Source organism: Gemella sp. 20925_1_85, assembly GCF_041433735.1.
GTDB lineage: Bacteria > Bacillota > Bacilli > Staphylococcales > Gemellaceae > Gemella.
The window spans coordinates 74,563-100,412 of sequence record NZ_JAPWCC010000003.1 but is presented as its reverse complement, the minus strand read 5'-3'; the positions used below and the strand labels follow the sequence as shown (position 1 = coordinate 100,412).

Below are 25,850 nucleotides of genomic sequence, written 5' to 3'. Positions count from 1 at the left end.
ATTTTAGAATTACTTCTCTATTTTGTTAATTGGGTACTACTCCCAGCTTTCTACTCACTCTTTTTCTTCAATGAACGAATGACGGGTTCTTTCCTAAATGCATAATACAATTGAGCTGCCATTACAACCCATAGAATAGGTTCTACAAATATTACTCCTAAATATCCTGCACTTGGAATAATAAATATTACAAATAATATTTTCCCTAGCATTTCTATAATACTTGAAACTAGTGGCATCATCTTTTGTCCTAATCCTTGCAAGGCATTTCTTAATATTACTAATACACTTAATATCGGATAAAATGCTGAACTAATTTTTAGATATAATGAAGCTTGATAAATTAATTCTTCATCATTGCTTCCTGTGACAAGTTCATTTAGATATGGACTAGCAAAAAATAATACAATACTAATAAAAATTGACCAAGTAATCGCAATAGCCATTGCTTGTCGAAGACCTTCAACAATACGTCTATATTGTCTCGCACCAAAATTCTGCGATGTGAAGGTTGTTACAGTCGCGTTCATAGCTATTATTGGAAGAAGTGCAAATATCATTATTCTTCTAGCACTTGTCTGAGCACTGATAATCGTTGAACCTAAGGCATTAATCGAAGTTTGCAAAATTAAAGTTCCAATCGAAACAACAGAAAACATAAGCCCCATAGAAATACCTTGCCCCAATAAATCAGCATAAAGTTTTTTATTCCATGCAAAATGTTTTTTAGATGGTATTAAAAACGGAGTTTTTTTGCGAATATAAATAAAACACAATACAGCAGACACTCCTTGTGAAATAATAGTTGCTACCCCAGCCGAGCGCACACCCATATGTAAGTATGCAATAAAATATATGTCTAATACAGTATTAACAATTGCTGAAAAAATTAAAAAATATAATGCAGCCTTACTATCTCCTACTGCTCGAAGTAGTCCAGCACATAAATTATACGCAAGAGTAACACCTACAAATACTACTATAAGATAAATATACTCATAAGACTGAGCAATAATATTACTTGGTGTCCCAAGTAATTTCAATAATGGATATAAAGCAAAATTACCTAATACGGCAATTATAATGCTCAATACTCCACCTATAACAAACATAACAGCTACAGCACTCTTTAACTTTTCATAGTCTCCTGCACCATAATAACGGGCAATAACTATACCCATACCATTTCCTGTACCTAATGCAAAACCAACTACAAGCTCAAATATCGCAGCAGTAGCTCCAACAGCAGCAAGGGATTCTTCTCCAAGGAATCTACCAACAATCATAATATCTACCGTATTATAGAGTTGCTGAAAAATATTTGCTATCATAACCGGTATCGCAAAAGCAATCATCGCCCGTAAAATCGGACCTTCTAATAAATTTACTGATGTTTTTTTCATAAATAATATTATAGCACTTTGAAATAAAGTTTCAAGAAATAACCTGAAAACTATTCTGAAAATGGAGAAAGGGACTGATAAAATAATCAGTCCCATATATTATGAAAAAAATATTATTAAGTTTCGTTATGTTTATATTATATCTCACTCACCTTATATGAACTTTAGATTATAATTAAAATGAAACTAAAGTTGAAAAATTTTGAAAATAATAATTATCTAGTTCTTTTCATAATATACTTCAAATTTGGACGTTCTATAACTTTATCAATTTTAAAACCTAATTTCTCATACAGGTTCTTAGCGATTATATTAGAATCAAATACTGTTAAAGTTATACTATCAATATTTTTATCTTCAAAAATACGCTGAACAAATGATCCTAATGCATTCTTTCCAAGACCTTGCCCTACTTTTTGTGGATTTAAAATAAATCTTCCTAAATGCACATTATCTCCCTCGATTTTTATAATTTGTATTATCCCAAGAAATTCTTCTTCATGAAAAATAGAAAATATATTCTCTAATTTCTGTATCTTATTTAAATTTAAAGGATAAGAAACCTTTAATCCCATCCATTGCTTTTGAAATTCTTCACCTTTCTCATTCGACCATTTACAGATCACTAGAGAATGGTTTTTGTTTATACCTTTTTCAAATCTAATATCCATATCTACACCTTCGTAAATATCACCTATACTAAAAATTTACACACTATTCCATTCTTTATAAAATTGTTCTAGTTTAATTTCTAAAAATCTAGATTTTTCATTTTCTAATCCCTTAACAGTATGAACATTCACAAAATTTTTAAAATAGTTATCCTAATTCATTCTATCTAATTAAATTAGACATATCAATTTATTTAACCTTAACTAGTAAGGCTTTCTCTTTTTCAAGCATCTCTCCTTAATCAATAAGGCTCTTAATACACCCTAATAATATCTTAAAAATTATTACTTGTCAAATCTCCATAAAAATGGAGAAAGGCCCATCTTTCGATGGACCATATATTATGAAAAAAAATATTATTAAGTTTTGTTATGTTTATATTATATAATCCGAACCTTATATCAACTTTAGACTATAATTAAAATGAAACTAAAGTTGAAAAAATTTGAAAATAATCCTCTGAAATGGAGAAAGGCCCATCTTTCGATGAGCCATTTATATTATGAAAAAAATATTATTAAGTTTTGTTATATTTATATTATATCCCACTTACCTTACACGAACTTTAGACTATAATTAAAATGTAATTAAAGTTAAAAAATCTTGAAAATTATTCTCTGAAATGGAGAAAGGCCCATCTTTCGATAAGCCGTATATTATGAAAAAAAATATTATTAAGTTTTGTTATGTTTATATTATATCCCACTTACCTTACATGAACTTTAGACTATAATTAAAATGAAATTAAAGTTGTTAATTTTCATATTTAATTTCAATAATACTATATAGATCTACTAATCAACATAACCATAAATAATTTATAAGGATTATTTATATCTTATTTTTGATTTTAACTTAAATTCCTTCACCAAAATTATATCCTTTACAATTCATCTTTAACATTATAAAATTAAATGTATATTATTAGAAATGTTGGTGTTTATTTATGAATTTGAATTGTAAAATAAAATTTGAAAAATATTTAAAAGAAAATAATTTAGAAGATAGAAATAACATATTAGAACTTTTCAATCAGTTAAGTTTAGAGCAACTTGCCGAAAAACTTCTAACTTTAGATGAAGATGAAATTGTAAACTACGCAATTGAGTGTGTTTGTGAAGAACTTCTTATTACTTCATCGTATAAAATAGAACGTACTGGGATGAAACTAGGTCTTCACAGAATGGAACATATTCTTGAACTTTTCGACCATCCTGAAAAAGATCTCAAGGTAATCCATGTTGCCGGTACTAATGGTAAAGGATCTACTTGTTCTTATTTGAAAGATGTCTTAAAAACTAAGTATAGAGTTGGATTATACACAAGTCCTGGTATGCTGAGTTTTAACGATAGAATTCGTGTTAACGATGATTTTATTTCATATAAAGAAGCTTATCGTTTATTCAAACTAGTTCAAGAGACTTACGACGAAAACAATCCAGATCCAAGTGACAAACTATCATTCTTTGAAATTATTACAGGCGTAGCATTATTATACTTTAGAGAGCAAAAAACAGATTTCGTAATTATGGAAGTTGGTCTTGGCGGAAGATATGATGGAACAAATATTTTTAAAGAAAAAGTATTATCTATTATTACAAAAATCGGTCTTGATCACACCGCTATTCTTGGCGATACTCTTGAAAAAATTGCCTATGAAAAAGGTGGAATTATCCAAGAAAATGATAATGTCCTAATATATCCTGCTAGTGAAGGTATTGTAAATGTAATAAAAGATATCTGCCAGGATAAAAATGCTAGCTTAAACATACTAAACGAAGAAGATATCGTCGTAAATAAAGTTGAAGCTAGAGGTAACGAATTCTCATATAAAGGTATAGATTATTCTACAAAAATGGTCGGTGCTCACCAAACTTTTAACGCATCTTTAGCTCTAGAAGCATTATCAAATCTGAAAAAACGCAATATTATCGATATAGAAGATAGTGTAATAAAAGAAGCCTTAAGTAAATCAGTTTGGGTAGGTCGTTTAGAATGGATTCGCGACAATATTCTTCTAGACGGTGCGCACAACAATGATGGTATTGATAGTTTAGTAGCCTACCTAGATAAGCAAAAATTCGCTAAACTGAAGATTCTACTTGGTATTCTGGAAGATAAAGACTACAAAGATATGATTGAAAAATTAAAAACTATTCCTGCTGAATTCTCAGCAACTAAAGTTCCAATAGAGATTAAAGAATCAAATCTTGATAACCTAGTTCAAAGTTTTGGTGATACTCATGTTGCTAAATATGAGAATTATGAAATTGCTTTAAACAATATTATTCCAAATCTGAAAGATGATGAAATTCTTCTAATTACAGGTTCACTTTATCTTATCTCAGCGGTAAGAGGTGAAATATTAGAAAAATATTAAATACATAACAAAAGAACCAGCATCACTGCCGGTTCTTTTATTTTATTTTATTTAGTTTTTTTCATTCATCGAATTAAACAACAAATCCCAAAAAGGAGGTGAACTAATCTCACCTCCTTTTAAAATTATTATTTTTTACTTTTCACCTTATTTTTAGGCACACGTTTTGATGAACCTATATTCCAAACAGTTTCCTCTTGTGAAGCTATTTCTTTATAGATACTTGCATTACTTTGCACTGAATTTTCTACTTTTTTAGCTTCTACTGTTTTTTTTTCTGCTGATTGTGTTTCAGTTTTTTTTACTTCTGGAGTAGTAGTTTTTACAGGATCATTAATAGATAGTCCTGTAGTTGATATACCTACCTGTTTATTCGAACTTTCAGCAGTATTGCGTGTTGCTGAACCATATACAGATGAGTAAACTGGTGATGGTTTGAATTTACCTACGTTACGTGGTTTTGGTGTGATAGTATTCGAACTCATCATTTGGCTCGTTACTGATTTAGTTGGCGCAGATAATCCTGATGAAGAGTATTTTTCAAAAATAGCATCAAGTATTTTTTGATTATTTTCTATTTTCTCTTTACTCACAGGTCTATAACCGTAATCAACTGTTTTATATTCCCCAAGTTTAGTACCATTACCTTTATCGAAGTATTCAGAAACATCATTAGTATATAATTTTTCTGTATAATCGATTCCACGTTCCACTTCATCCTCTTCTTTTACTTCTTGATGAGCTTTAACGTCTTCTAATCTCTTCTCTGCAACTTCCTTAGGAACAACTTTCTCATCAGTAAACTTATCTACATCATTAGTAACTTTAACAATCTTATTATTTGGTGAAACTTCTCTTAATAAGCTATCGATGTTCACTGAATCAGCTGATTCTTCAAGGTAATTTTGCTCTTCAAGTTCTTCGATTTCCTCTTCATCTAAGTGGTAATCGCTATAGCCTGATAATCTATCTTTTTTAACTTCCTTAAGTTCTTCATAGTCTTCAACTTCGATATCTTCGATCTTAGCCGCTTCTTGAACTAAATCAACATAAGATTCTTCTTTCTTGTCTTTTCTTAAATCTTCTAGATTTTCATTTAGTTCTTCGATTTCTGGTAGAGTTTCTTCTTTTTTCGGTGAAACATCTATATTTTCAGTCTCAATTAGCTCATCTAATGCTGTTCTTTCTTGTGAACTATCTGCTTTTTTACCTTCGTATAAACCTTTTCTAAAGTTTTCTACATCTTCTGTAGCTTCTTGGCTTCCTTCAAACCTGTCACCTACAAGTTTTTTACTAACTCTATCGATATCATCTTCAAATAAATCTTCAGCACCTTCTAATACATCATTTACAGAAGTATATTTAAGTTTTTCACGACGACTTCCTTCTGCATCAAGTTCTCTAACTTGTAGTTCAGGAGTCTCTTTCTCATGAGTTTTACTTTCTTTGTCGCGAATTTCATCGAAAATACCATCTAATTTTTCATTTTTCTTAGTATATAGAGGATTATCTTTTTCGATTTTATCGCTTCTTCTCTCAAGTGTATTGAAGTTTTCTTCAAATTCTCTTCGCGCTTCTCTGTTTTTAGTAACTCTTTCTTCTTGAACTGGAGTTTCTTCTTTAGCTTGTCCCCTGAATGAGCTTGCTACTTCTTCTTTCAACTCACTACTATCTTTACCTAGTACTACACGATCTCCAAGAGCGTCAATCTTATGATCTTGTTTTAGTCTCTTAGTTCTTACGGCTGCAAGTGTTGGGTGAGTTCTTCTCGGTGGATTTGCATCAAAGATATCAACATCGCGGATTTCAGATTTTTCCACTCCAAGTTTTTTCAATGCATCACTTAAGTCTGTTACTTTTCCTGCTGGTGCTACTTCTTCTTTTTCTTCATATGCTGTAATATCAATTTCCTCAAATTCAGATGTAGCTTTTTGTTCTTTTTCTTCTATAAACTCAATTTCTAACTCATCTTCAGTTTTTTCTATAACTTTTTCTTCGATTTTTTCTTCTTTAAATTGAGATTTTTTCTTATCAGGCTTTTTCTCTTCTTCTATTTCTTCTTCGAAATCATCTAATACTGCATCTAATTCCTCTTGATCAATTTCATCGTCACTTACATTGAACAGTTTGTCTTTTAGTCTTGAGAAGAATCCCACTTTTTTCTCAGTTTCTTCTTCATAGTCATCTTCATAATCAGACTCATCATATTTTTCTTCAATTACTCTAGATTTTTCTCTTTGTTCTCGTTTCTGACGCTCTAGATATGTTTTATAGTCCTCAGCTTCATCATCGTCTTCATCTTCTTCATCTAGATATTCATCATCTGAAAATTCTTCATCTTCTTTTTTATTAGAACTGAATAATCCTTTAAATTTAGAAATAAAGCCATTTTCTTTTTTAGATTTTTTCTCTTCTTCTAATTCTTCTTCGTAGTCGTCTTCGTAATCTTCAAAGTCATCGTAGTTATCTACTTCAAAATCATCAAGATTAACTTCCTCATAATCCTCAAATTTTCCTTCCTCTTTCTCATCACGTTTTCTAATACTACGTTGTGAACTAAACTCATCCTCATCAAATGATTTTTTAGACTTATTAGAACTGAAATCTATTTCGAAATCCTCTTCTTCATCAAGATAAACTCTCTCTTTTCTTCTATTCTCAGCTCTTTTTTCCCTACGTTCAGCTAAATCATCTTTTTTCTCTTTTTTAGCTGTGCCTTCTTCGTATATCTCATCTTCATCTTCTTCTAAAAACCACTTTTTCCAATTCACCATATTTTACACCTCCTAATTAGATTTTTTATTTAAGATTTAAATCTTTCACACGAGTTCCTACTTTAGTATCCGCGTCTAATACTAAAATACCTCTTGCTTCTTCTTGTGGTAAACCTAGTTCACGTTTTGAACATAGCATACCATTCGATTCAACTCCACGTAGTTTTGATTTTTTAATTAATAGACCACTTGGCATCATTGCCCCACTTAGAGCTACTACTACCTTTTGTCCTGCTTCTACGTTTGGAGCTCCACATACGATTTGTAGTGTTTCTTCTTCATTAACTTTTACTTCTGTTACTTTTAATTTATCTGCATCTGGGTGTTTTTCACAACTTAAAACTTCCCCAACTACGAAGAACTCATCATTATTACCTTCTAGGTCAATTTTGATTCCATTTTTTTCTAATCGTTTTTGAAGGATTTCTTTTTGATCTTCTGTTAAATCGATACTACCTTCTCCATCTAATTTTAAGTTCTCAACATTGAAAATATTTAGTCCAACTAAAGCTCCATTCTCATCTTTAATTAGTGTAATATTCTTCTTATCTTCATATGTTACCTCTTCCTTACTTTGAATAGTAATTAATAATGTTTCTCCTAACATCTTCTTATTGTAAAAAAATAACATGAATCTCTCTCCTATAATAAATTTTAATTTTAAAGTTATTCTACAAAAATAAAATAACTCTCTAGTTCTTTTCCATCGTATTTAAACGTTATTGTTGTTATCGGTACTAGTCCTTCTGTAAAAAAATGCACCATCATTTTTTGTAAAATTTCTAGTCCTTGCTTATTCTGTACATCTGCAATTATCAATGTATCTTGATGAGGTAAACCTACATAGAATGAATCACCTATTTTATCATAAAAGTAATTCAAGACGTTTTTATCGATTATTCTCGCCCCATCGTAACCGTCTTTCGCATTTAGGAAATAGAATTTATTTCCTGCAACTTCATCCACATTATACTTAAGTGGTAGTTTTTCTAAATTATCTTTAGCAAACCCTAAAAGTTCTTCTTCAGTTTTAGAAAATTTACTCAAAAAACTACCGTCTAATAATTTATAACCATCTTTAAAATCATAAGCTAAATATATTCTAGTTTCATTTGTATGATCAAAGCTAACAAGATTTTTCTCGTTATCTTTGTTAAAACTACTAGCTCTAACCACTGGAAAAATATTTTCCAATAATTCATCCTCAGTTATATCATCTATAGAAAGTTCTTTTTGTGCATTGAAGTTTCCTACTATGTAGTAAACAAATTCTTCTATCTTCTTGTCACTTTCGCTAGTTTTCTTATCTCCTAGCTTCCTTACAAAACTATCTATATCAATCTTAGCACGGCGATTTTCATATTCTAAAATAAAAACACTGCTTTCTTTTTCTCGCCTCTCATGAATTTTTAAAGTAGGTAGTTTTTCTATTATTTTTTCAAATATATAATCTCTTGAATAAGACATAATGCCTCCTATTTTGTGTATAATATGGCAACTTAATTATACCATATTTATTCGCATTCAATCAACATAATTAAGCAATATATACAAATATTATTCACTATTTTACACTATATATATTTTATTGCAGCTTTTCTTTTATTTTGTTATAATTTTATATATATACTTCGGAGGTTTTTTTATGGATATAGAGATAAAAAGAGCCGAATTACAAACAAAATACAATAACTGGATTAAAAAGAATACAAGAAGATTAGTAGTTGCTTTTATAGCTTATATAGTAATTATCCTTATAAATTTTTTACTATTAAAAAAACCTAAGATCACTCTTTTTTCTAGCTTCTTATTTTTCACATATACAGTTTATGTATTATCATTAATTTGGTTTATAAAAAATAAATTAATCGCAAATATCGACTCTGTTGATTTCGATGTGAAATAAAAGTACTTAAATTAATCATATAAGATTATTTAAGTACTTTTGTTATTTTCTATATAATATTATAGATACTATTTTTAAATTTTTTATAAAATATACCTTTATATTTTTAAAAATGAAAAACTGAAAAATATATAAAATTTTTTCAAAAAAAGATAAAAAAAAACTTACGAAAAAAATTTTTTTATGCTATAATCTGTTCATATTTCTCAAAAAATCAAAAGGAGTCAACATGACATTAAAAAGAAATTCTAAATTGTTTCTAGTGCTCTTTCTAGGAACGTTATCGGCTTTTGGGCCATTTGTTACAGATTTATATTTACCAGCACTACCTACTATGAGTTCGTATTTCAATTCTAGTACATCAACAATTCAACTTACTCTAACAGGTAGTATGGTCGGACTTGCATTAGGACAGCTACTTATCGGACCTATTAGTGATAAATATGGTCGTAAGAATCCATTAATAATAAGCTTAATAGTTTATTTAATAAGTACTATTGCTATTATAATTTTTCCTAATATATATGCAATGATAGTGTTACGATTTATCCAAGGTGTATCTTCTGCAGGAGCTGTAGTTATTTCTCGTGCTATTTCTACAGATTTATACCACGGACGTGAATTAGCTGCTTTCTTTGCCCTACTTATGGCTGTTAACGGCTTAGCACCTATTCTTTCTCCTATCCTAGGAAGTTTATTACTAGAACTTACAGACTGGAGAGGAATTTTCGTTACACTTGCACTGATCGGTGTAGTTTTATTAGCTGTAAGCTTTAAATTCAAAGAATCTTTAGCCGTTGAAAAATGCTTAGATCTTCCAATAACTAAGACATATTATTCTATTGTCTATGTTGCGAAAAACAAACTATTCTTTGCTCTTGTTATTATTCAAGGATTTGCCTTAGCTGCAATGTTCTCCTATATTGCGGCATCTCCATTTATCTTACAAACTCATTATAGCTTAAGTCCATTAATGTATAGTTTATGTTTTGGTTTAAACGGCTTTGCTATAGTTTTAGGAAGCAAGAGCGCTGGTAATTTCAAAGAGAAAGTTAGTATCAAACTAGGGTTATCCCTTATGTTATTAGTTAGCATCTACCTTGCAGTTGCACTAACTCTTACACTACCTTTCCTATTCATTGAAGTAGGATTCTTCCTTCTTTTACTAGGATTAGGATTTATTTTACCTGCTGGTTCTGCTATCGCTATGAGTTTAGAACGTGAGCGTGCTGGAAGTGCCTCGGCTTTCTTTGGATTTGTACCATTCTTCTTAGGTGGTGTTGTTTCACCATTAGTAGGAATTGGAAATATCTTCCACTCTAGTGCAATAGCAATCGTAATTTGTTCAGTTATATCATTCGTAACATTCAAACTAGTTGAAAAGAAAATATAAAATAAAAAAATCTAAGTTATAAATTCGGATACTAAAAACATCTAATTTAAAGATGAGTTTTTCCAATATAACTTAGATTTTTCTTTTTCATTTGAATGCGTTATTATTTTATTATACCATATATTCTTAATTATTATAAGACTTGTTTTACCCCTTAATTTATGATAAGTTGAAGATGAAAAGTAATAGCAAGTATGTTAGGGAGCAACTCAAAAATCGTGATTTTTAAAAATCAATTTTATTGAGTCATTATAAATAAAAAAGGGGGGCATAGAGATGTATATTCCAACAATAGTAATAATTTGTATGGTATGTGGCGGTATAGGTGGAGCTCTGGGTTCTTATCTTACAAAAAAGAATAAAAAACAAAAAAATAAAGAAGACGATTAATCGTCTTCTTTTACTTATTTATTACATTCCCCAAGCTGATAAACCTTGTGCTTGATATGCACGAGTTGCTGCATCGATTTGGTCTTGAACTGTTGCTGTAGATCCCCATCCAGGCATTGTTTGGAATAATCCACTAGCTCCTGAAGCATTTCTAGCTCCTACTTGACCATTTGATTCACGAGCGATGATATGTTCCCAAGTTGATGCTGGTACTCCAGTACGACGAGCCATTTCTTGAGCTGCTGCTGCTCCATCTGCACCTGCAGTGTTACCATTTGATAATACAACAGATCCACCTGGTGCTGAATATGATTGAGCTGGTGCTGCGTAAGATTGTTGTGCTGCTACTTCTTGTTGTTGAGCTGCTGGACGTTGTTTAGTTCCTACTACTACTACTTTAGCTGTAGCTTCAGTAATTACTTTCTCAGAAGCAACTTCTCTAGATACTTCTTTACCTTTTTCTCTTACAACGTTGTAAGTAACTTCTTTCTCACCGTTTTTACCTTCAACTTTTGTAACTTTTTCATCTACATATTTAGAATCATCTTTCTCTTCTTTTGTTTCAAATTTGATTACTTCTTTTTTAGTTTCAGTAGTTTTTCCAGTTCTAGCAATTTTAATTGTATCAACTGTAGCTACTTCACTGTTTAATCCTGGTGTAACTTCATCTTTTTCACCAAGAGTAATGTTTAATTCTTTTAAGATATCTTCAACTTTTTTGTAAGTAGTTTTTCTTACCGTAGTTGTATCTCCATCAACGATTGTTACTTCATGAGCTTTATAAATGCTGATAGTTTCCCCACCGTTTACTTTTGTATCTAAACCTGGTTCTACTCTATCATCTGCACCAAAAGGAATATCGTTAGCGATAAGAACTTCTCTTACTGTTCCTTTTTTAGTTTTTAGCTCAATTTTGTTACTATTATCTAAGTTTACGGCAAAAACATTGTGCCCTGTGTATTCTTCCGCTACTACGAAAGCTCCTGATAATAATAATCCCGATGTTGCCGCTGCGGCTATAATTCTAGCTAATTTCATGTATTAATTAATCTCCTTTTTATCTTCTAATCCGAACAACGCACATGCATTATTGAATGTTTGTTTTGTTAGTTGTTCATATGACATTTCTTTAAGATCTGCAATTTCTTGTGCTACATAATGCACATATGCAGGTTCATTTCTTTTTCCTCTATATGGTGTTGGTGTTAAGTACGGACAATCCGTTTCAATTAACAACTTATCTAATGGACAAGCTTTTGCTACTTCTTTAGGTGTTTTTGCATTTTTAAATGTTACTGGCCCACCCAATGAAATATAGAAGTTCTCTTTTAGCATTATATTCATGCTTTCTACAGATCCAGAAAAGCTATGCATTATTCCACCGATTTCACTAGCTTTTTCTTCTTGAAGTATTTGTATTGTATCTGCCATAGCATCACGCGTGTGAATTACTATTGGTTTATTCACTTCTTTCGCTAGTTGAATTTGTCTTCTAAATACTTCTTTTTGAATATCCTTTGGACTTTTATCCCAGTGATAATCTAGACCAATCTCTCCGATAGCTACTACTTTATCATTAGTTAAAGCAATTTTTTTTATCATTTCATATTTTTCTTCTGTAAAATCAATTGCTTCTACTGGGTGCCAACCTACTGTTAAATATAAAAAGTCATATTTAGCTGTGATTTCCAGTGCTTTTTCTATACTTTTATCATCGAAACCAACTATGTTTATTAATTTTACTCCCGCTTCTTTCGCACGAGCAATAGTTTCTTCTAAGTCTTCTAAATAAGCATCATCATTTAGATGCGCATGTGTATCAAATAACATACCACGCCTCCTTATGTTAATAATTATATCAAAACAACGTTTCATTAGAATATCTAAACTATTTCAATTATGTTACAATACATTTTCAATTAACGGAAATATTGTTACTTTATGCGTTTTCAGCAATATTTAGGGAGAATTATTGTCTTTTTTCAATAATTATTTCTAAATATTTAAGAAGTTGACAAAAAAGATGCCTTAGAGCATTTAAGCACTCTAAGACATCTCTATAAAATGAGTTTATTATATTTAATTTAGTTCTCCATGATACCAAACACGTACTTTACCATTCCCTATTGGATAAATATCACTGAAGTATAATGTACCTGAAGCCCAACCACTCCCATCATAAAATTGACTATAATTTACACTTGTTGGATATGATGAACCTACAGGATAGTCATAAGGAATACTTTTAGAAATCTTCTCTCCAGTATTTTCAGAATTATTCACAATTGTACTTTTATCTACTTCAACTGCATTATTTTTTTGATATGTTGTATTTTCTTCATTCACATTAGTATTTCCACCTGACGAAGAATAGACTGTACCAACTCCTAGGCTTCCTGGAAGTAGCACTAATAATAAACTCATCGCTCCTATTTTAATATTTTTTTTCATAAGTATGCACCTCCCCAACTACTTATCTTACTACTATTATACTCATTTTTTAAAATGATGCAAACCTTTTCATAATGATTTTTATAAAAAATGACTTTAAATATAAATCTGTCCTAAATTTCAGGAAAGCACATCATTATCTAAAGTCATTCTACTTATATTATTCAGCTTTGAAGTCTACTACTTGAGCACCGATAAGTTGCTCTAGTACTTCTGGTTTTACTTCTACTTGGTGACCTACTTTACCTGCAGAGATAATAATCGTTTCAACTTCACGACATTTCTCATCTACAAAAGTCGGAAATAGTTTTTTCATTGCAAATGGTGAACATCCACCTTTTACATATCCTGTAATTTTTGTCAGGTCTTTAAGTGGTAACATTGATAAACTTTTCACTCCTGCTGCTTTGGCAAGTTTCTTAAAGTTTATACTGTCTTCACTCATAAGTACACCTACAACGTAGTTACCTTTGCCATCCGTAGTCATAATTGTTTTAAATACTTGATTATGATCACGCCCGATAATATCAGCTACTCCTACACCAGTCTTCGCAGCATCACTTTCTGCATCAAATTCAAAATGATTATATTCTACACCGTTTTCATCTAAAAATCGCATAGCATTTGTTTTTAATTCTTTTTTCTTAGCCATAATTATACCTCATTATTTAATTTCTTCATAGGGCTGACCTAAAATCCCTAGATTTTAAAAAAGTTTGCAAGAAAACTCATAGACGCAGTGGTTTATTGATATCTAAATGCGCTTTATAAAAGCTTTTCAGATATCTAATAAACTTTGCGGGGGTGACTCGACAAAATCGATTTCTACGAAATCACAATTTTTGAGTCACTCCCTTATTTTACTCCAAAGTTTACCTACTGTCAAAATTTGTTTCAAATTATTTGAAAAAATACCAATCTCAAGAGCTAGATCTTCTATATCTTTGAGATTGATATTTTAATTTACTATTTTAATACAAAGTGTCCTTCTTCAACTTCTTCGAATTTTTCACTGCCAGTTATTACTATTTCCTCTGCACTAACTTCAAATTCCTCGAACATCTTTCTAGCTCTTACCGGATCAATTATCGGCATAGAACTTAGAAGGCGTTTTGTATAAACGTGCTGTGGATTTTTCATGATCTGTGCTGTTGTTCCTAATTCTACTAGATTACCTCTGTACATTACAGCTATTCTATCTGCGATATACTCTACTACACCTAAGTTATGTGAGATGAATAAATATGTTAGAGAAAATTTTTCTTGCAAATCTTTTAATAAATTAATTACCTGTGCTTGTGTTGAAGCATCTAAAGCTGAAGTCGGTTCATCGCATAAAATGAAGTCTGGTCTTGTTACAACTGCTCGAGCAATACCAATACGTTGACGTTGCCCTCCACTAAAAGCATTTGATAATTTTAACGCATCCTCATTAGAAATTCCCACAAACTCTAGTATTTCTAACGCTTTTTTCTTCGCTGTTTCTTTATCCTCTTTGTGTAAAGCTTCCATAACTATATCTAAAGCACTCATTCGCGGATTTAGTGATGAATAAGGATCTTGGAATATAATTTGCATCTTGCTATATACTTCTGCAAGCTCTTTTTTTGACATTTTTGTTAAAGACTTTTCATTACCTTCTACAAAAACTTCCCCTGATGTGAATGGATCAATATTTAAAATCCCCTTACCTAGAGTAGTCTTTCCACTTCCAGATTCACCTACTACAGCTAGCGTCTCAGCTTTATAAATATCTAAACTAATATCATTAACAGCTATAGTTTCTTTGACTTCTTTGCCCATTCCTTTAGACTTATAAACTTTTCGTACATTTTTTAGTTTTAAATACTCTTTACTCATTACTCCACCTCTTTCAGATACTCATGAGTATCGCTAAGTTTTTGCCAAGTATAGTGTTTGTCATCTTCTTTATAATCAACAGTAAGAAGTTCTTTATCAGTATTTTCTAATCTTGCCGCTGCAAGAAGTTGTTTTGTATATGGATGTTGTGCATTGCTGAAGATTTCTTCAACATTTCCTTTTTCGACAACTCTACCTCTATACATAATATACACATAGTCACACATTCCAGCTATTACACCGAAGTCGTGGCTGACTAGTGCAACACTAAGTTCTGTTTCTTTTTGTAATTTCTTAATAAGAGATAAAATCTGTGCTTGCACCGTAACGTCTAAAGCCGTTGTTGGTTCATCCGCTACCAATAACTTAGGATTAGCAAGTAATGCCATAGCTATTAATATTCTTTGACGCATACCACCAGACAATTCATGTGGATATTGCTCCATTCTAAGAGGTGCATTAAGAATTCCTACTTTTTCAAGTTGCTCTATTGCTAATTTTTTTGCTTCTTCTTTAGACTTATTCTGGAATCTTTCTATTACTTCTATTAAGTGAAAACCAATTGTTCTAACTGGATCTAGTGAAGTCATAGGGTTTTGGAAAATCATAGAGATTGGTAATTTTTCACCCTTCTTAACTTCCTTTCCATCAAAGAAAAACTTATCATTTTTATCGAAAATATTGTTAGGAAGAATAGACATTATGCTACGCATCAGGATACTTTTCCCACTACCTGATTCTCCAACAACACCAGTGATATGACCTTTTCTAAAATTAATATCGATACCGTGTATTAACTGTTTATCTACTTCTTTATTTGGTTTATAATTAACCGTTAGATTTTTTAATTCTACTATATTTGTCATACTATTCTCCCTCCTTTTGAATATATTTTGTAAGTAAGTTACCAATATTATTGAATGAATAAATTGTTAACATTACAAATAATCCAGGGATGATAGCCATATGAGGAGCACGTTGTAGACTTTGTTGTGCATTTTGTAGTAATGTTCCCCAAGAAGTCATAGGTTGTTGAATACCAAGACCTAAGAAACTAAGTGCCGCCTCTGTCATTATTGCATTTGCTATTGAAGCACTCGCTGCTACTACTAAAGTTGGTATTATAGCTGGAATAATGTGTTTCTTTAGGATAGAGATAGTTTTTACACCGCTAAATCTGCTATATACAACGTAGTCATATTCCTTTGCCGATAGAGTTTCTGCTCGAACTAATCTCGCAAGACGCATCCATGAAAAACATCCTATTACTATAATTATTGAACCAATTCCTGGTTTTAAAAATACACTAAGTACAATTACTAATACTAACCATGGAATAGATGATAATACATCAACTAAACGCATAAGTAAAGTATCAACTACTCCACCAACATAACCTGCTATAAGTCCTACTATCGTCCCGATTGTTACGGCAGTCACCATTGCTAGTAACCCTACTATAAGAGAAATACGACCTCCATAGATTACTCGAATAAAGTAATCACGACCTACCTCATCAGTCCCAAACAAGTGTTGTAAACTTGGCGATTGAGATAGATTTGCTACATCAGTAGCCGCTGGATCAATAGGAAGTAAAGGTGCTATTAATGATACAAACACTAATATTGCTATAAAAATAAGTGAAAAAATATAAATTTTTGAACTCTTAGCTATTTTAATAAATCTTTTCATCTTATTTACCTCCTCTTCTAATTCTAGGATCTACTATAGAGTAAAGTATATCTGAAATTAAATTACCTACTATTACTAGTGTAGCTGAAAGTAACATTACTGCCATTATAATAGGATAATCTAAAGCTCTAGTTGCTTGTGTAATATATGGTCCAATTCCTGGCCAACTAAATACTGTTTCTGTAATAATCGCTCCAGTTACTAACATTGGTAGTGACATACCCACTTGAGTAATTACTGGTATTAACACATTTTTTATAATGTGTCTTGTGAAAATTTGAGTTTTTGTCGCTTGAAAAGCTTGTTGAACTACTACATACTCTTCATTTGTTTGGCTTAAAGCTGAAGATCTTACATAACGTGTAAGTTCTGCAAAGAATACGATTGTTAAAGTTAGATAAGGCATAATAAAGTGTGATAAGAAATCACCAAAATCGCCTTCTTTACCAATTGTGTGCATTCCTATTATTGGGAATAAGTTTAATTGGTATCCTAAAACATAGATAAATATCATCGCTATCCAAAATGATGGAGTAGCTATTCCAAGTGAAGCTACAGCATCGATGAATTTATCTTGCCATTTACCTTTATTTGCAGCAGCTAGTAATCCAAGTACTATTGCGATTATTAGTGCTGTTATGTAGGCTGGTAATACTAATGATATTGTATTAGGTATTTTCGCTAGGATTTCTTCTCCTACACTATTATGAGTTACTAGTGAATGCCCGAAGTTCCCGCTTAATATTTGTCCCAACCAATCAACATACTGAATTAAGAATGGTTTATTAAGCCCACTTTGCTCACGAAGAATATTTATTTCTTCTTGTGACATATTCGACGTTATCTGTGCATCGATAGCATCATATGGTGCTAAATGTATTAAAGTAAATACTATAAACGATATTACTAAAAGTAGTGGTACTGCTTGTAATATACGTTTCAAAATATATCGAATCATACAATCTCCTTTAAATTCTAATTACTATATTTTTATGGAATTCATTTATAATTTATCACAAATCTTTTGGATATAAATTATAAATGAACGTTCCCCTTAAAACTAATAAAGCGAGGGAGATACTATAAAATCTTATTATAAATAGGATTTTATCGTACTCCCCCTCACACTATATTTTATTTTCCACTACTATTACTATTTAAGAGTAATTTTTGATAAATCATCAAATGTGTAGATTGGTACTAACTTAGCATCGTTAACATTTCCAACACGTTTGTTAACCGCTAAGATTTTTTGGTTATCTACGATTGGGTATAGGTATGCTTGGTTAGCAATTTCTTGTTGAAGGTTTTTGTACACTTCTTTACGTTTAGTTTCATCTAATTCAGCTGCACCTTGTTTGAATAATCCATCAATTTTTTCACTTCTGTATTGGAAGTAATTTGAAGTACCATTTGATCCAAATAGCTTAGAGTATAAATCAGGATCGTTACCCATGATATATCCACCTAAGAATAGGTTGTAAGCTTTAGAACCAGGTTTTCTTAACTCTGTAAAGATAGCTGTTTCATCTCCACCACGAAGCTCAACATTAATTCCTACTGCTTGTAATTGTTGTTGAATGAATGTTGCTTGGATAGTATTTGCAGCATCGTTACTTGCATACCCTAGGTTAAGTTTCAAGTTAGAAACTCCCGCTTCTTTTAATAGTGATTTTGCTTTTTCAACATTTTGAGTATATTTCTCTACATCATCAGTATGGAATGGATTTTTCGGTGGTAAGAATGAATAAGGGTTTTGGTAGTATTTGCTATCTAAGTAAGCCGCTTTATTCATGTCTTCTTTGTTTAATGCGTATAAAACAGCTTGTCTAACTTTAACATCTTTTAATTCATCTGTGTTTGTGTTTAGTCCTAAATATCCGATACGGTTTTCACTGTAAGGATAAGTATCGATGTTTTTAGAATCTAAATCTTTAATTACAGCAGGTAATACATATGCTGCATCTACCTCACCTTTTTGTAATGCTACTTTTGTAGTATCAGCACTTTTAATAATACGTAGTACTACATTTTTAACTTTTGGCTTACCGTTGTAATAATTTTCATTCGCTTCAAATTTAATGTATTCTCCACGTTTGTTTTCTACTAGTTTGTATGGTCCAGTTCCTACTGGTGTTTCTTTTAATTCTTTAACTGAGAAGTCAGATACATTTCCATAAACATGTTTTGGAATAATGTAAGTTTCATTCGCAATGTTATTTGCTGCAGCTGCACTTGGTTCTGGGAACTTAAATACTACAGTGTAGTCATCTACTTTCTCAATAGTTATCGGTTTGTCACCAATCCATAAGTTTTTAAAGTTTCCATTTTCTTTTTTAGCTTTTGTTTGATAAGTGAAGACTACATCATCAGCTGTGAATTTTTGTCCATCAGACCATTTTACATCTTTTCTTAAGTTAACTTTTAAACTAAGACCATCTTTTGCAAGTTCAGTAGATTCTGCTAACGCATATTCTTTTGAACCATCCCCATTAACTTTGATTAATGGTGAGTAAATAATATTAGTCATTGTTAATCCCCAACGGTCACTTACCTTGATTGGGTTAGTTGATGATGGATCATCACTAATAGCATACGTGAAAGTATCTTTATCTTGAGAAGTGGTAATTGTGTTTTGCGTTTTTGAACTACATGCTGTTACAACACTCATTACTAACGCTAGTGCTCCTATAAACAATTTGTTCTTTTTCATTCTTTTTTCCTCCTTGATTTTAAGTCCTATTTTTCTAACTACAAATTATTTTGGTTTCCCCTATTTAATAATGGTTAAATACATTTGTCTATTCGACAGTGAGAGACTTACATTGCTACTCATGTATTAATTAAATAGACTATATTTCATAATAAGAATAATAAAACCAGATATTATTTAACATTGAACGAATGAAATCAATGCTAGTTTAGTTTACTGTATTATATATAAAAATGTCAATTTATGTGCTTACTTTTATCATTTACTTTAATTATATAATTCTATTTATTTAGTATACTTTAAATAATACTAAAGTATTATTAATTTTCTGTGCCCCAAACTTCTTCTACGATTTCTTTTATTAGGGCGATTTTCTTCCATTGATCTTCTTCAGTAATCACATTTCCTTCTTCTGTAGAAGCAAAACCACATTGTGTACTTAAGTATATATTTTCTAATGGTACGTATTCGCTAGCTTCTTTAATTCTTGCAATTACTTCTTCTTTATCTTCTAAATCTGCAAATTTAGATGTAATTAATCCTAAAACAACTTTTTTATCTTTTCCAACTTTTGCTAGTGGCTTGAAATCTCCTGCACGATCTGTATCGTATTCTAAGTAGTATGCATCTACGTTTTCTCCCGCAAGTAACTCGTCTTCAACGTTTTGGTATCCACCTTGAGAAATCCATTTAGAAGCGAAGTTCCCACGACAAACGTGTGTATTGATTGCTAAATCTCCTGGTTTTCCTTCGATAACTTCATTATTTAATGCTAAACAACGTGCTGCATATTCTCTACGAACTTCTTCTAATGGACGCGCATCACGGAAACGATTCGCAAATCCATCATCAGCTAATGCTCCCCATGTACAATCATCGAATTGTAATACTCGTAATCCTTCTTTATAAAGGTCTGCGATTACTTGTTTATAAGCTGCTACAATCGCATCTTTTAATTCTTCAAATGTTGGGTAGAATTTTTCATATCCTTTAATGTGATCTTCAGTACGGATTAACTCGAAGTATAGTTGTGATGGTGATGGAATTGTTAATTTTACAGTCACATCTTTTTTATCCGCTACTAAGTCTCTTAAGAATTTGTAGTGTGCTACAAATGGATGGTTTTCTCCACTAATTTTCCCTGTTACTTTGGCTGTATCTGGTTTAGTTTCGATACCTTTGAATGGATATCCTTTTTCTCCTTGAACATGTTCTACACCGTTAAGTCCCCAAAAGAAGTCTAGGTGCCAATATGCACGACGAAACTCTCCATCTGTTACTCCTTTTAGTCCATTTGCTATTTGTTTTTCAACTAATTCTGTAATTACTTTATCTTCTACCTTAGTTAATTCTTCTTGTGATAATTCTCCTTTTGAAAATTTTTCACGAGCTTCTACTAACTCCTTAGGTCTTAAAAATGAGCCCACGTGATCTACTCTGTATGCTGCTCTTTCTACTACTTTATTTTGACATCCTTGACACATAATATTTTTTCTCCTTTTGTTTAACTAATTTATTTTCTCTATCTTCTTAGATTTATTTATCAAGCAACCAAGAAAAGGCTGGATCCTGAAAAATATGACGTTTAGGAACAGTTTGTAAATTCTGATCGCATTCATCTATTGTCCCTAATTTCAAAGCACAGACTTCTGGTATATTTTCTTGAACAGTGAAAATTTGACTATGACAGTTCTGGCAGTAATAACGCTGTTTTCCTGGAGAAGAACTATAGGAAACAAGATTTTCTTTTCCATGCAATACTAGCTTTTTACTGCTAACTTTAGCATTAACTGTATAGGCAGACGCAGTTGCTTTCCGACAAAATGAGCAATGACAAAAAACTAATTCCGATAATTCCTCATCTAGAGTGTAGGTCACTGCTTTACATAAACAAGATCCTTTAAGCATTATGTACGCTCCTTTCTACTACTTTATTTTGACATCCTTGACAGATATCCTTTTATTTAACTAATTTATTTTCTCTTTTAACTTTACTCTTCTGACTTTATTATTTTGACTTTATTATAAATTGCTAATTAATTTTGACCCCAAACTTCTTCTATGATTTCTTTTATTAGGGCGATTTTTTTCTCATAAACTAAAACTTTTTTATAAAGACCGTTCTATTCGTCTTCTGGTAGTATCGCTACTACTCTTACTGGTGATCCAGTTGCTTCTGTCCAGTTTGGATAAGCAATTGAGATTAGTGCTCCAGTCGCTGGTACTTGATCAAGATTTGCTAAAACTTCGATTTGGTAAATATCTTGTTCTAGTAAGTAATACTCTTGAATAAGTCCTTCAGCTGCCGCTGTAACACCTGAATCAGTATCTAGTGTTTCATGACCTACAGCTTTAACTTTTCTTTCTTTAATTAAGAATTCTAGTGCATCTCTTCCCCATCCTGGAGTGTGTTGAACATCATTTTCATCTAGATTTCTAATTTCATCATAGCTAGGCCAACGCTTAGACCAATCACTTCTGAATGCTACGAATGATTCTGGTAATATTTCTCCATGTTCAGCTTCAAAATCAAGAATATCTTGTTTAGAAATTACATAGTCATTATTCTCCACTACTTCTTTACTCTTATCAATTACGTATAAAGGTAATAGTAAATCTTTAAGTTCAATTTCATCTAACCAACGTCCACCTTCAACAAAGTGAATTGGCGCATCGATGTGTGTTCCGTATTGTCCAACAACTGAGAATTTTTGAACATAGAATCCATCTTTTAAAGTAAAGACATTTTCTTTTTCTAACGCAGGTAACGCTGGGAACTTAGGGGAATTTTCATCGATTTTGTGACTTAAGTTAACCCATTTTTTGTTTTTTAAAGTTTTATAAATATTTAGTAATTCTGACATGTTTCTTTCCTCCGAAATGTTTATATTATTTCTTTAAGTTAAGAATTCTTGTGATTATTTTGAGAAATAAAAAAAGTCCTCACAGAAGCTTTTGCTTCTGCAAGGACGTCTAATAATTTACGTGTTACCACCTTACTTTATGATATTCTCACAAATATCAACTCAAAAAGTACGCACCAAAATACAATGGTGTTATACCCTGAAGCTATAACGGGCTCACCCGTAAAGGTCTAATTATTCGACCATTAACACTCAAAGACCATTTTCAAAGTTTCCAATACGATCTCTTTTCACCAACCGAGACTCTCTTTACCATCTTTCACTTTTACTTATCTTATCAACGTGTGAATCATTAACTTGTGATTAAGTATAACAAGTTATTTTTTATCTGTCAATAGTTTTTTTGAAAAAAATTGTGTAATTCCTTTTGAAAACTTCACAAAACTCCATAGAATAGTCGGAAAATAAAGAATGATTTCTAATTGTTTTTAATTTTATACTCTTATTTTTGTTCCAACTAATTTCCAAACTATAGCTGGTATTAATAATATCGTTAATGCTAAGGATACACCTTGGCTAATAGTAAACACTTCTGTTAGCACTACCAGTGAAAAAGCAAATACTCCCATTAATAATATTAAATATCCCACTAATGAAACTCTTTCTATTATAAAAAATTCACCTTCTTTTTCTACATTATGTACTTTATAAACCTTACTTGCTAACAGCATAATTATTGTTAAAATAACTAGGTAAATAATAATATTTTTCCAAGGTGTATAACCGAAATAATAAAATATTGGCATCCTTGGTATATTATCAATAAACGGTCCTTCTGGAAGATAATTTACAAAGAACAATCTTCCTATAGCAACCCACACTCCCAATGGATAATATATCAGTGTAAGAGCCGGAATATACATCGCACCTATGCTTAATATACTTCCACAAAAACTTGATAAGATAGCTCCTAGTAATACTAAACCTATTCCCAGTATATATATTTTATTATTTATTTCAAGTACCGCTGACACGTTATAAATTTTTCCTAACAAACTATTACTTATAACCGCTATATTAGCTAGTCCTGTTAGAATATAAGTAACCATTAAAGTTAAGAACGATAGAATTACTTTTGCAAAATATACTTTTTCTTTTTCATATGGTAAGCTAGCTACAAATTTACCGAAATTAGTATGGTATTCAACTCCAAAGATTAGCAACGGGATTAAAGTTATCAAAATATAATAACCAATATTAGTCCCCTCATTAAACATAGTTTCTTTCAATTTAACTTTACTAGCTTCTAGATTTTCTTTTAAGAAGGTTAATGTTTTTATATTACTAATATCTAGTGCAGGAGGATATACTTTATCTAATTCCTCTTGTTTATCAAAGTACTCCTTGCTACCTGGCTGCATTCGTGACCATTCTTTATACTTAGGAACGTTATTCAGTTCTTCTTCAGTTAAGTATTGTTTGAATTTTTCACTTCCTTCACCTGTAAGTACATTTAGGTCCTCATTGTTGGTATAAAATGTCCATAATGGAGAACTTGGAAAATTATGTAAATATGCTCCAACTGCATAAGCATGTTTCATCTCACCTAATTTTTCTTTTGATAATTTTTCTTTATAATTTTTCTGATATTCTTCTTTCAACTTATACAGTTCGTGTGTTTTTTTATTTAATTCGTCATTAGATGTGCCTTTTCTAATTTCCAATTCCTTTGCTATTCCTGTTGTTAATTGAAAATCATAAACTGCAACCCCATTTTTCAATTGATTTAGTTGTTTATTAGTAGTCGTAGCCGCAAATGTCGAGAAGGTAATTAATAGTATAATTAACATTATTGAATATTGTTTCAAATATATACGAATAATTTTTAAAATATCTTTACACATTTTCATCTTCCCCTTTACTATTTAATAAAAAGATATCCTCTAATACAATAGGTAGTTTATCATATTGAAGAAGATCTTTATCTTGAATAATATCATGAGTAGCATCATAACTTCCTCTCATAATAACCACATAAACTCTTCCAATATTACTAATAATTTTTACATCAGGATTGTTACGTAACTCCGCTGGTATTTTCTCTTGGTACACTAATTGATATTTACTATACTCATCCTTATTAACTTCTTCACTAACTCCAACTCCATCATCTAAATAGACAACCTTATCACTTATATTTTCTAGAGCATTTAATTGATGACTACTAATTAATAACCCAATCCCCTCACTTTGAGCATCCAAAATATAATCAACTATCATTTTAGTATTTATCACATCTATACCGTCTAGTGGTTCATCTATGAGGATAAACTTAGTTCGGCATGAAATTCCCAAAATCAAACTAAAAATAGTTAGTTGTCCTTTTGATAATTCAGATAATCTGCTGGTTTGTGATAACTTAATTTTTTCTAATTCTGTTTTAAAATATTGTTCATCAAAATTTTCATAAGCTAACTTGTAGAATTCACAAACCCTTTTAATTTTAGAATTTTTAAAATAATCGAATCTATCCGGTATATAAATCAGTTGTTTTCTTATATTTTTATTATTTATGCCTTCAATTCCTATTTCACCAGAATCTTGACTATATATTCCTGATAGTATCTTTAATAAAGTTGTTTTCCCACTTCCATTTCTACCAACAAGTGCTACAATTTCTCCTGTACTTACGGAAAAACTAACATTATTTAATACTATCTTTTTGGAAAATTTTTTATTAATTTTTTCTATCGTAAGTTTCATAATTTTTCTCCTTTATCTTTTCTAAAATGACTTCACATAATTTCTCCATCGATAATCCTAAAAATTTCCATTCCATGATTAATTCTTTTAACTTTACATCAATCTTCTTCTCATTATCCATAATTAATCACCCTTTCGAAATTCTAACTTAATTTTTTCTAATAAATCTTCTTCCGAGATTCCCCTTATTTTTACTTCCCTAACTAAATCCTCAATTATCGAATCTATTAGTTCATAATTTGGAATAATATTGTCAAAATTGTTTGTAATAAAAGTACCTCTCCCTACTATCGTTGTAATTATCTTTTCGCTTTCTAACTGTTGAAATGCTTTTTGAATTGTACTAACATTGACACTAAGCATTTTCGAAAATTCTCTTACCGATGGTAATTTATCTCCCTCCTGTAATAAATTTTTGCTTATCATAGACTTAATTTGGTCTACTATTTGTTTATAAATCGGTTTATCTGATAATGAATCAATTTGAAACATGGTGACCTCCTTTCTAAGTGTACCATATATCGCCATACATCTTCTACTTAAAGTGTACCACACATCACCATACATTACAAGTAAAAAAATTAGATAT

General features: G+C 30.9%; 23 protein-coding genes, 2 pseudogenes and 1 other annotated feature. Of the genes and pseudogenes, 3 read left to right on the top strand and 22 right to left on the bottom strand.

The genetic code is table 11. The annotated features are described in order from the left end of the window. Nucleotides 1-50 precede the first annotated feature (50 nt). Nucleotides 51-1,499 (bottom strand): MATE family efflux transporter, encoded by a 1,449-nt coding sequence (locus O3884_RS01900; protein ID WP_142366964.1) that lies wholly within the window; start codon nt 1,497-1,499, stop codon nt 51-53. 119 nt (nt 1,500-1,618) lie between these two features. Beyond that, nucleotides 1,619-2,074, bottom strand: coding sequence for a GNAT family N-acetyltransferase (locus tag O3884_RS01895; RefSeq protein WP_102170418.1), 456 nt, complete (start codon nt 2,072-2,074; stop codon nt 1,619-1,621). Between the two features lie 947 nt (nt 2,075-3,021). Between O3884_RS01895 and O3884_RS01890 the strand changes: the two genes are divergently transcribed. Continuing rightward, nucleotides 3,022-4,455 (top strand): bifunctional folylpolyglutamate synthase/dihydrofolate synthase, encoded by a 1,434-nt coding sequence (locus tag O3884_RS01890; RefSeq protein WP_371451296.1) that lies wholly within the window; start codon nt 3,022-3,024, stop codon nt 4,453-4,455. 128 nt (nt 4,456-4,583) lie between these two features. On the opposite strand, the gene O3884_RS01885 is transcribed toward O3884_RS01890, so the two are convergent. Genes O3884_RS01885 through O3884_RS01875 form a run of 3 tightly spaced genes read right to left on the bottom strand, consistent with a single transcriptional unit; the run spans nt 4,584 to nt 8,696 of the window. After that, complete coding sequence (locus O3884_RS01885) at nt 4,584-7,229, bottom strand: hypothetical protein (RefSeq protein WP_371451295.1); 2,646 nt, start codon at nt 7,227-7,229, stop codon at nt 4,584-4,586. Nucleotides 7,230-7,254: 25 nt separating this feature from the next. Then, on the bottom strand, nt 7,255-7,860 hold the full coding sequence (gene ytpR / locus O3884_RS01880) for a YtpR family tRNA-binding protein (RefSeq protein WP_003144292.1): 606 nt from the start codon (nt 7,858-7,860) through the stop codon (nt 7,255-7,257). A gap of 35 nt (nt 7,861-7,895) precedes the next feature. Further along, nucleotides 7,896-8,696, bottom strand: a complete 801-nt coding sequence (locus O3884_RS01875; RefSeq protein WP_371451294.1) for a DUF1444 family protein — start codon at nt 8,694-8,696, stop codon at nt 7,896-7,898. A gap of 178 nt (nt 8,697-8,874) precedes the next feature. On the opposite strand from O3884_RS01875, the gene O3884_RS01870 reads away from it, so the two are divergent. Both O3884_RS01870 and O3884_RS01865 read left to right on the top strand, forming a co-directional pair. Beyond that, a complete protein-coding gene (locus tag O3884_RS01870) occupies nt 8,875-9,135 on the top strand; it encodes a transporter (RefSeq protein WP_371451293.1) in 261 nt (86 codons plus the stop codon). 229 nt (nt 9,136-9,364) lie between these two features. Next, entirely contained in the window at nt 9,365-10,528 is a 1,164-nt protein-coding gene (locus O3884_RS01865) for a multidrug effflux MFS transporter (RefSeq protein ID WP_371451292.1), read from the top strand. A gap of 411 nt (nt 10,529-10,939) precedes the next feature. On the opposite strand, the pseudogene O3884_RS01860 reads toward O3884_RS01865, so the two are convergent. The 17 genes and pseudogenes from O3884_RS01860 to O3884_RS01780 all read right to left on the bottom strand — a co-directional run. Beyond that, a pseudogene (locus O3884_RS01860) lies at nt 10,940-11,291 on the bottom strand (transglycosylase SLT domain-containing protein); the annotation flags it as partial. Between the two features lie 14 nt (nt 11,292-11,305). Then, nucleotides 11,306-11,956, bottom strand: a pseudogene (locus O3884_RS01855) (ubiquitin-like domain-containing protein); the annotation flags it as partial. A 3-nt stretch (nt 11,957-11,959) separates the two neighbouring features. Further along, nucleotides 11,960-12,748, bottom strand: a complete 789-nt coding sequence (locus tag O3884_RS01850) for a TatD family hydrolase (protein ID WP_371451291.1) — start codon at nt 12,746-12,748, stop codon at nt 11,960-11,962. Nucleotides 12,749-12,997: 249 nt separating this feature from the next. After that, on the bottom strand, nt 12,998-13,369 hold the full coding sequence (locus tag O3884_RS01845) for a hypothetical protein (RefSeq protein WP_371451290.1): 372 nt from the start codon (nt 13,367-13,369) through the stop codon (nt 12,998-13,000). A gap of 160 nt (nt 13,370-13,529) precedes the next feature. Then, a complete protein-coding gene (gene ybaK / locus O3884_RS01840) occupies nt 13,530-14,021 on the bottom strand; it encodes a Cys-tRNA(Pro) deacylase (protein WP_371451289.1) in 492 nt (163 codons plus the stop codon). A 314-nt stretch (nt 14,022-14,335) separates the two neighbouring features. After that, nucleotides 14,336-15,229, bottom strand: a complete 894-nt coding sequence (locus O3884_RS01835; RefSeq protein ID WP_314160939.1) for an ATP-binding cassette domain-containing protein — start codon at nt 15,227-15,229, stop codon at nt 14,336-14,338. Further along, nucleotides 15,229-16,095, bottom strand: a complete 867-nt coding sequence (locus O3884_RS01830) for an ABC transporter ATP-binding protein (RefSeq protein WP_371451288.1) — start codon at nt 16,093-16,095, stop codon at nt 15,229-15,231. Before O3884_RS01830 ends, O3884_RS01835 begins: the two co-directional genes overlap by 1 nt. Nucleotide 16,096: 1 nt before the next feature. Then, entirely contained in the window at nt 16,097-16,921 is an 825-nt protein-coding gene (locus O3884_RS01825; protein WP_060914807.1) for an ABC transporter permease, read from the bottom strand. 1 nt (nt 16,922) lies between these two features. Then, nucleotides 16,923-17,879, bottom strand: a complete 957-nt coding sequence (locus tag O3884_RS01820; protein WP_294683213.1) for an ABC transporter permease — start codon at nt 17,877-17,879, stop codon at nt 16,923-16,925. Nucleotides 17,880-18,074: 195 nt separating this feature from the next. Continuing rightward, entirely contained in the window at nt 18,075-19,634 is a 1,560-nt protein-coding gene (locus tag O3884_RS01815; protein ID WP_371451287.1) for an ABC transporter substrate-binding protein, read from the bottom strand. A 320-nt stretch (nt 19,635-19,954) separates the two neighbouring features. Then, nucleotides 19,955-21,118 carry a 5-methyltetrahydropteroyltriglutamate--homocysteine S-methyltransferase gene (locus O3884_RS01810; protein ID WP_371451286.1) on the bottom strand — a complete coding sequence of 388 codons (1,164 nt, stop codon included), beginning with the start codon at nt 21,116-21,118 and terminating at the stop codon, nt 19,955-19,957. Between the two features lie 52 nt (nt 21,119-21,170). Next, the gene (locus tag O3884_RS01805) at nt 21,171-21,542 is read right to left on the bottom strand and encodes a GFA family protein (RefSeq protein WP_003144271.1); all 372 of its coding nucleotides are present in this window, start codon (nt 21,540-21,542) and stop codon (nt 21,171-21,173) included. 215 nt (nt 21,543-21,757) lie between these two features. Continuing rightward, nucleotides 21,758-22,498 (bottom strand): cyclase family protein, encoded by a 741-nt coding sequence (locus tag O3884_RS01800; protein ID WP_371451285.1) that lies wholly within the window; start codon nt 22,496-22,498, stop codon nt 21,758-21,760. A gap of 98 nt (nt 22,499-22,596) precedes the next feature. Beyond that, nucleotides 22,597-22,848: a binding site (T-box leader), on the bottom strand. A gap of 144 nt (nt 22,849-22,992) precedes the next feature. Next, the gene (locus O3884_RS01795) at nt 22,993-24,402 is read right to left on the bottom strand and encodes a hypothetical protein (RefSeq protein ID WP_371451284.1); all 1,410 of its coding nucleotides are present in this window, start codon (nt 24,400-24,402) and stop codon (nt 22,993-22,995) included. Continuing rightward, nucleotides 24,395-25,261 carry an ATP-binding cassette domain-containing protein gene (locus O3884_RS01790; RefSeq protein WP_371451283.1) on the bottom strand — a complete coding sequence of 289 codons (867 nt, stop codon included), beginning with the start codon at nt 25,259-25,261 and terminating at the stop codon, nt 24,395-24,397. The genes O3884_RS01795 and O3884_RS01790 overlap by 8 nt, the downstream gene beginning before the upstream one ends. Continuing rightward, on the bottom strand, nt 25,236-25,382 hold the full coding sequence (locus O3884_RS01785; protein WP_371451282.1) for a hypothetical protein: 147 nt from the start codon (nt 25,380-25,382) through the stop codon (nt 25,236-25,238). The genes O3884_RS01790 and O3884_RS01785 overlap by 26 nt, the downstream gene beginning before the upstream one ends. A 2-nt stretch (nt 25,383-25,384) precedes the next feature. Continuing rightward, nucleotides 25,385-25,753, bottom strand: a complete 369-nt coding sequence (locus O3884_RS01780; protein WP_371451281.1) for a GntR family transcriptional regulator — start codon at nt 25,751-25,753, stop codon at nt 25,385-25,387. Nucleotides 25,754-25,850: the final 97 nt, after the last annotated feature.

Coding starts and splice junctions, on each gene's coding strand:
- O3884_RS01885 (WP_371451295.1), bottom strand. CDS start 7,229: ATGGTGAATTGGAAAAAGTGGTTTTTAGAAGAAGATGAAGATGAGATA.
- O3884_RS01790 (WP_371451283.1), bottom strand. CDS start 25,261: ATGAAACTTACGATAGAAAAAATTAATAAAAAATTTTCCAAAAAGATA.
- O3884_RS01815 (WP_371451287.1), bottom strand. CDS start 19,634: ATGAAAAAGAACAAATTGTTTATAGGAGCACTAGCGTTAGTAATGAGT.
- O3884_RS01850 (WP_371451291.1), bottom strand. CDS start 12,748: ATGTTATTTGATACACATGCGCATCTAAATGATGATGCTTATTTAGAA.
- O3884_RS01835 (WP_314160939.1), bottom strand. CDS start 15,229: ATGAGTAAAGAGTATTTAAAACTAAAAAATGTACGAAAAGTTTATAAG.
- O3884_RS01895 (WP_102170418.1), bottom strand. CDS start 2,074: ATGGATATTAGATTTGAAAAAGGTATAAACAAAAACCATTCTCTAGTG.
- O3884_RS01780 (WP_371451281.1), bottom strand. CDS start 25,753: ATGTTTCAAATTGATTCATTATCAGATAAACCGATTTATAAACAAATA.
- O3884_RS01825 (WP_060914807.1), bottom strand. CDS start 16,921: ATGAAAAGATTTATTAAAATAGCTAAGAGTTCAAAAATTTATATTTTT.
- ybaK (WP_371451289.1), bottom strand. CDS start 14,021: ATGGCTAAGAAAAAAGAATTAAAAACAAATGCTATGCGATTTTTAGAT.
- O3884_RS01870 (WP_371451293.1), top strand. CDS start 8,875: ATGGATATAGAGATAAAAAGAGCCGAATTACAAACAAAATACAATAAC.
- ytpR (WP_003144292.1), bottom strand. CDS start 7,860: ATGTTATTTTTTTACAATAAGAAGATGTTAGGAGAAACATTATTAATT.
- O3884_RS01820 (WP_294683213.1), bottom strand. CDS start 17,879: ATGATTCGATATATTTTGAAACGTATATTACAAGCAGTACCACTACTT.
- O3884_RS01785 (WP_371451282.1), bottom strand. CDS start 25,382: ATGGATAATGAGAAGAAGATTGATGTAAAGTTAAAAGAATTAATCATG.
- O3884_RS01900 (WP_142366964.1), bottom strand. CDS start 1,499: ATGGGACTGATTATTTTATCAGTCCCTTTCTCCATTTTCAGAATAGTT.
- O3884_RS01805 (WP_003144271.1), bottom strand. CDS start 21,542: ATGCTTAAAGGATCTTGTTTATGTAAAGCAGTGACCTACACTCTAGAT.
- O3884_RS01795 (WP_371451284.1), bottom strand. CDS start 24,402: ATGTGTAAAGATATTTTAAAAATTATTCGTATATATTTGAAACAATAT.
- O3884_RS01845 (WP_371451290.1), bottom strand. CDS start 13,369: ATGAAAAAAAATATTAAAATAGGAGCGATGAGTTTATTATTAGTGCTA.
- O3884_RS01865 (WP_371451292.1), top strand. CDS start 9,365: ATGACATTAAAAAGAAATTCTAAATTGTTTCTAGTGCTCTTTCTAGGA.
- O3884_RS01800 (WP_371451285.1), bottom strand. CDS start 22,498: ATGTCAGAATTACTAAATATTTATAAAACTTTAAAAAACAAAAAATGG.
- O3884_RS01890 (WP_371451296.1), top strand. CDS start 3,022: ATGAATTTGAATTGTAAAATAAAATTTGAAAAATATTTAAAAGAAAAT.
- O3884_RS01810 (WP_371451286.1), bottom strand. CDS start 21,118: ATGTGTCAAGGATGTCAAAATAAAGTAGTAGAAAGAGCAGCATACAGA.
- O3884_RS01875 (WP_371451294.1), bottom strand. CDS start 8,696: ATGTCTTATTCAAGAGATTATATATTTGAAAAAATAATAGAAAAACTA.
- O3884_RS01830 (WP_371451288.1), bottom strand. CDS start 16,095: ATGACAAATATAGTAGAATTAAAAAATCTAACGGTTAATTATAAACCA.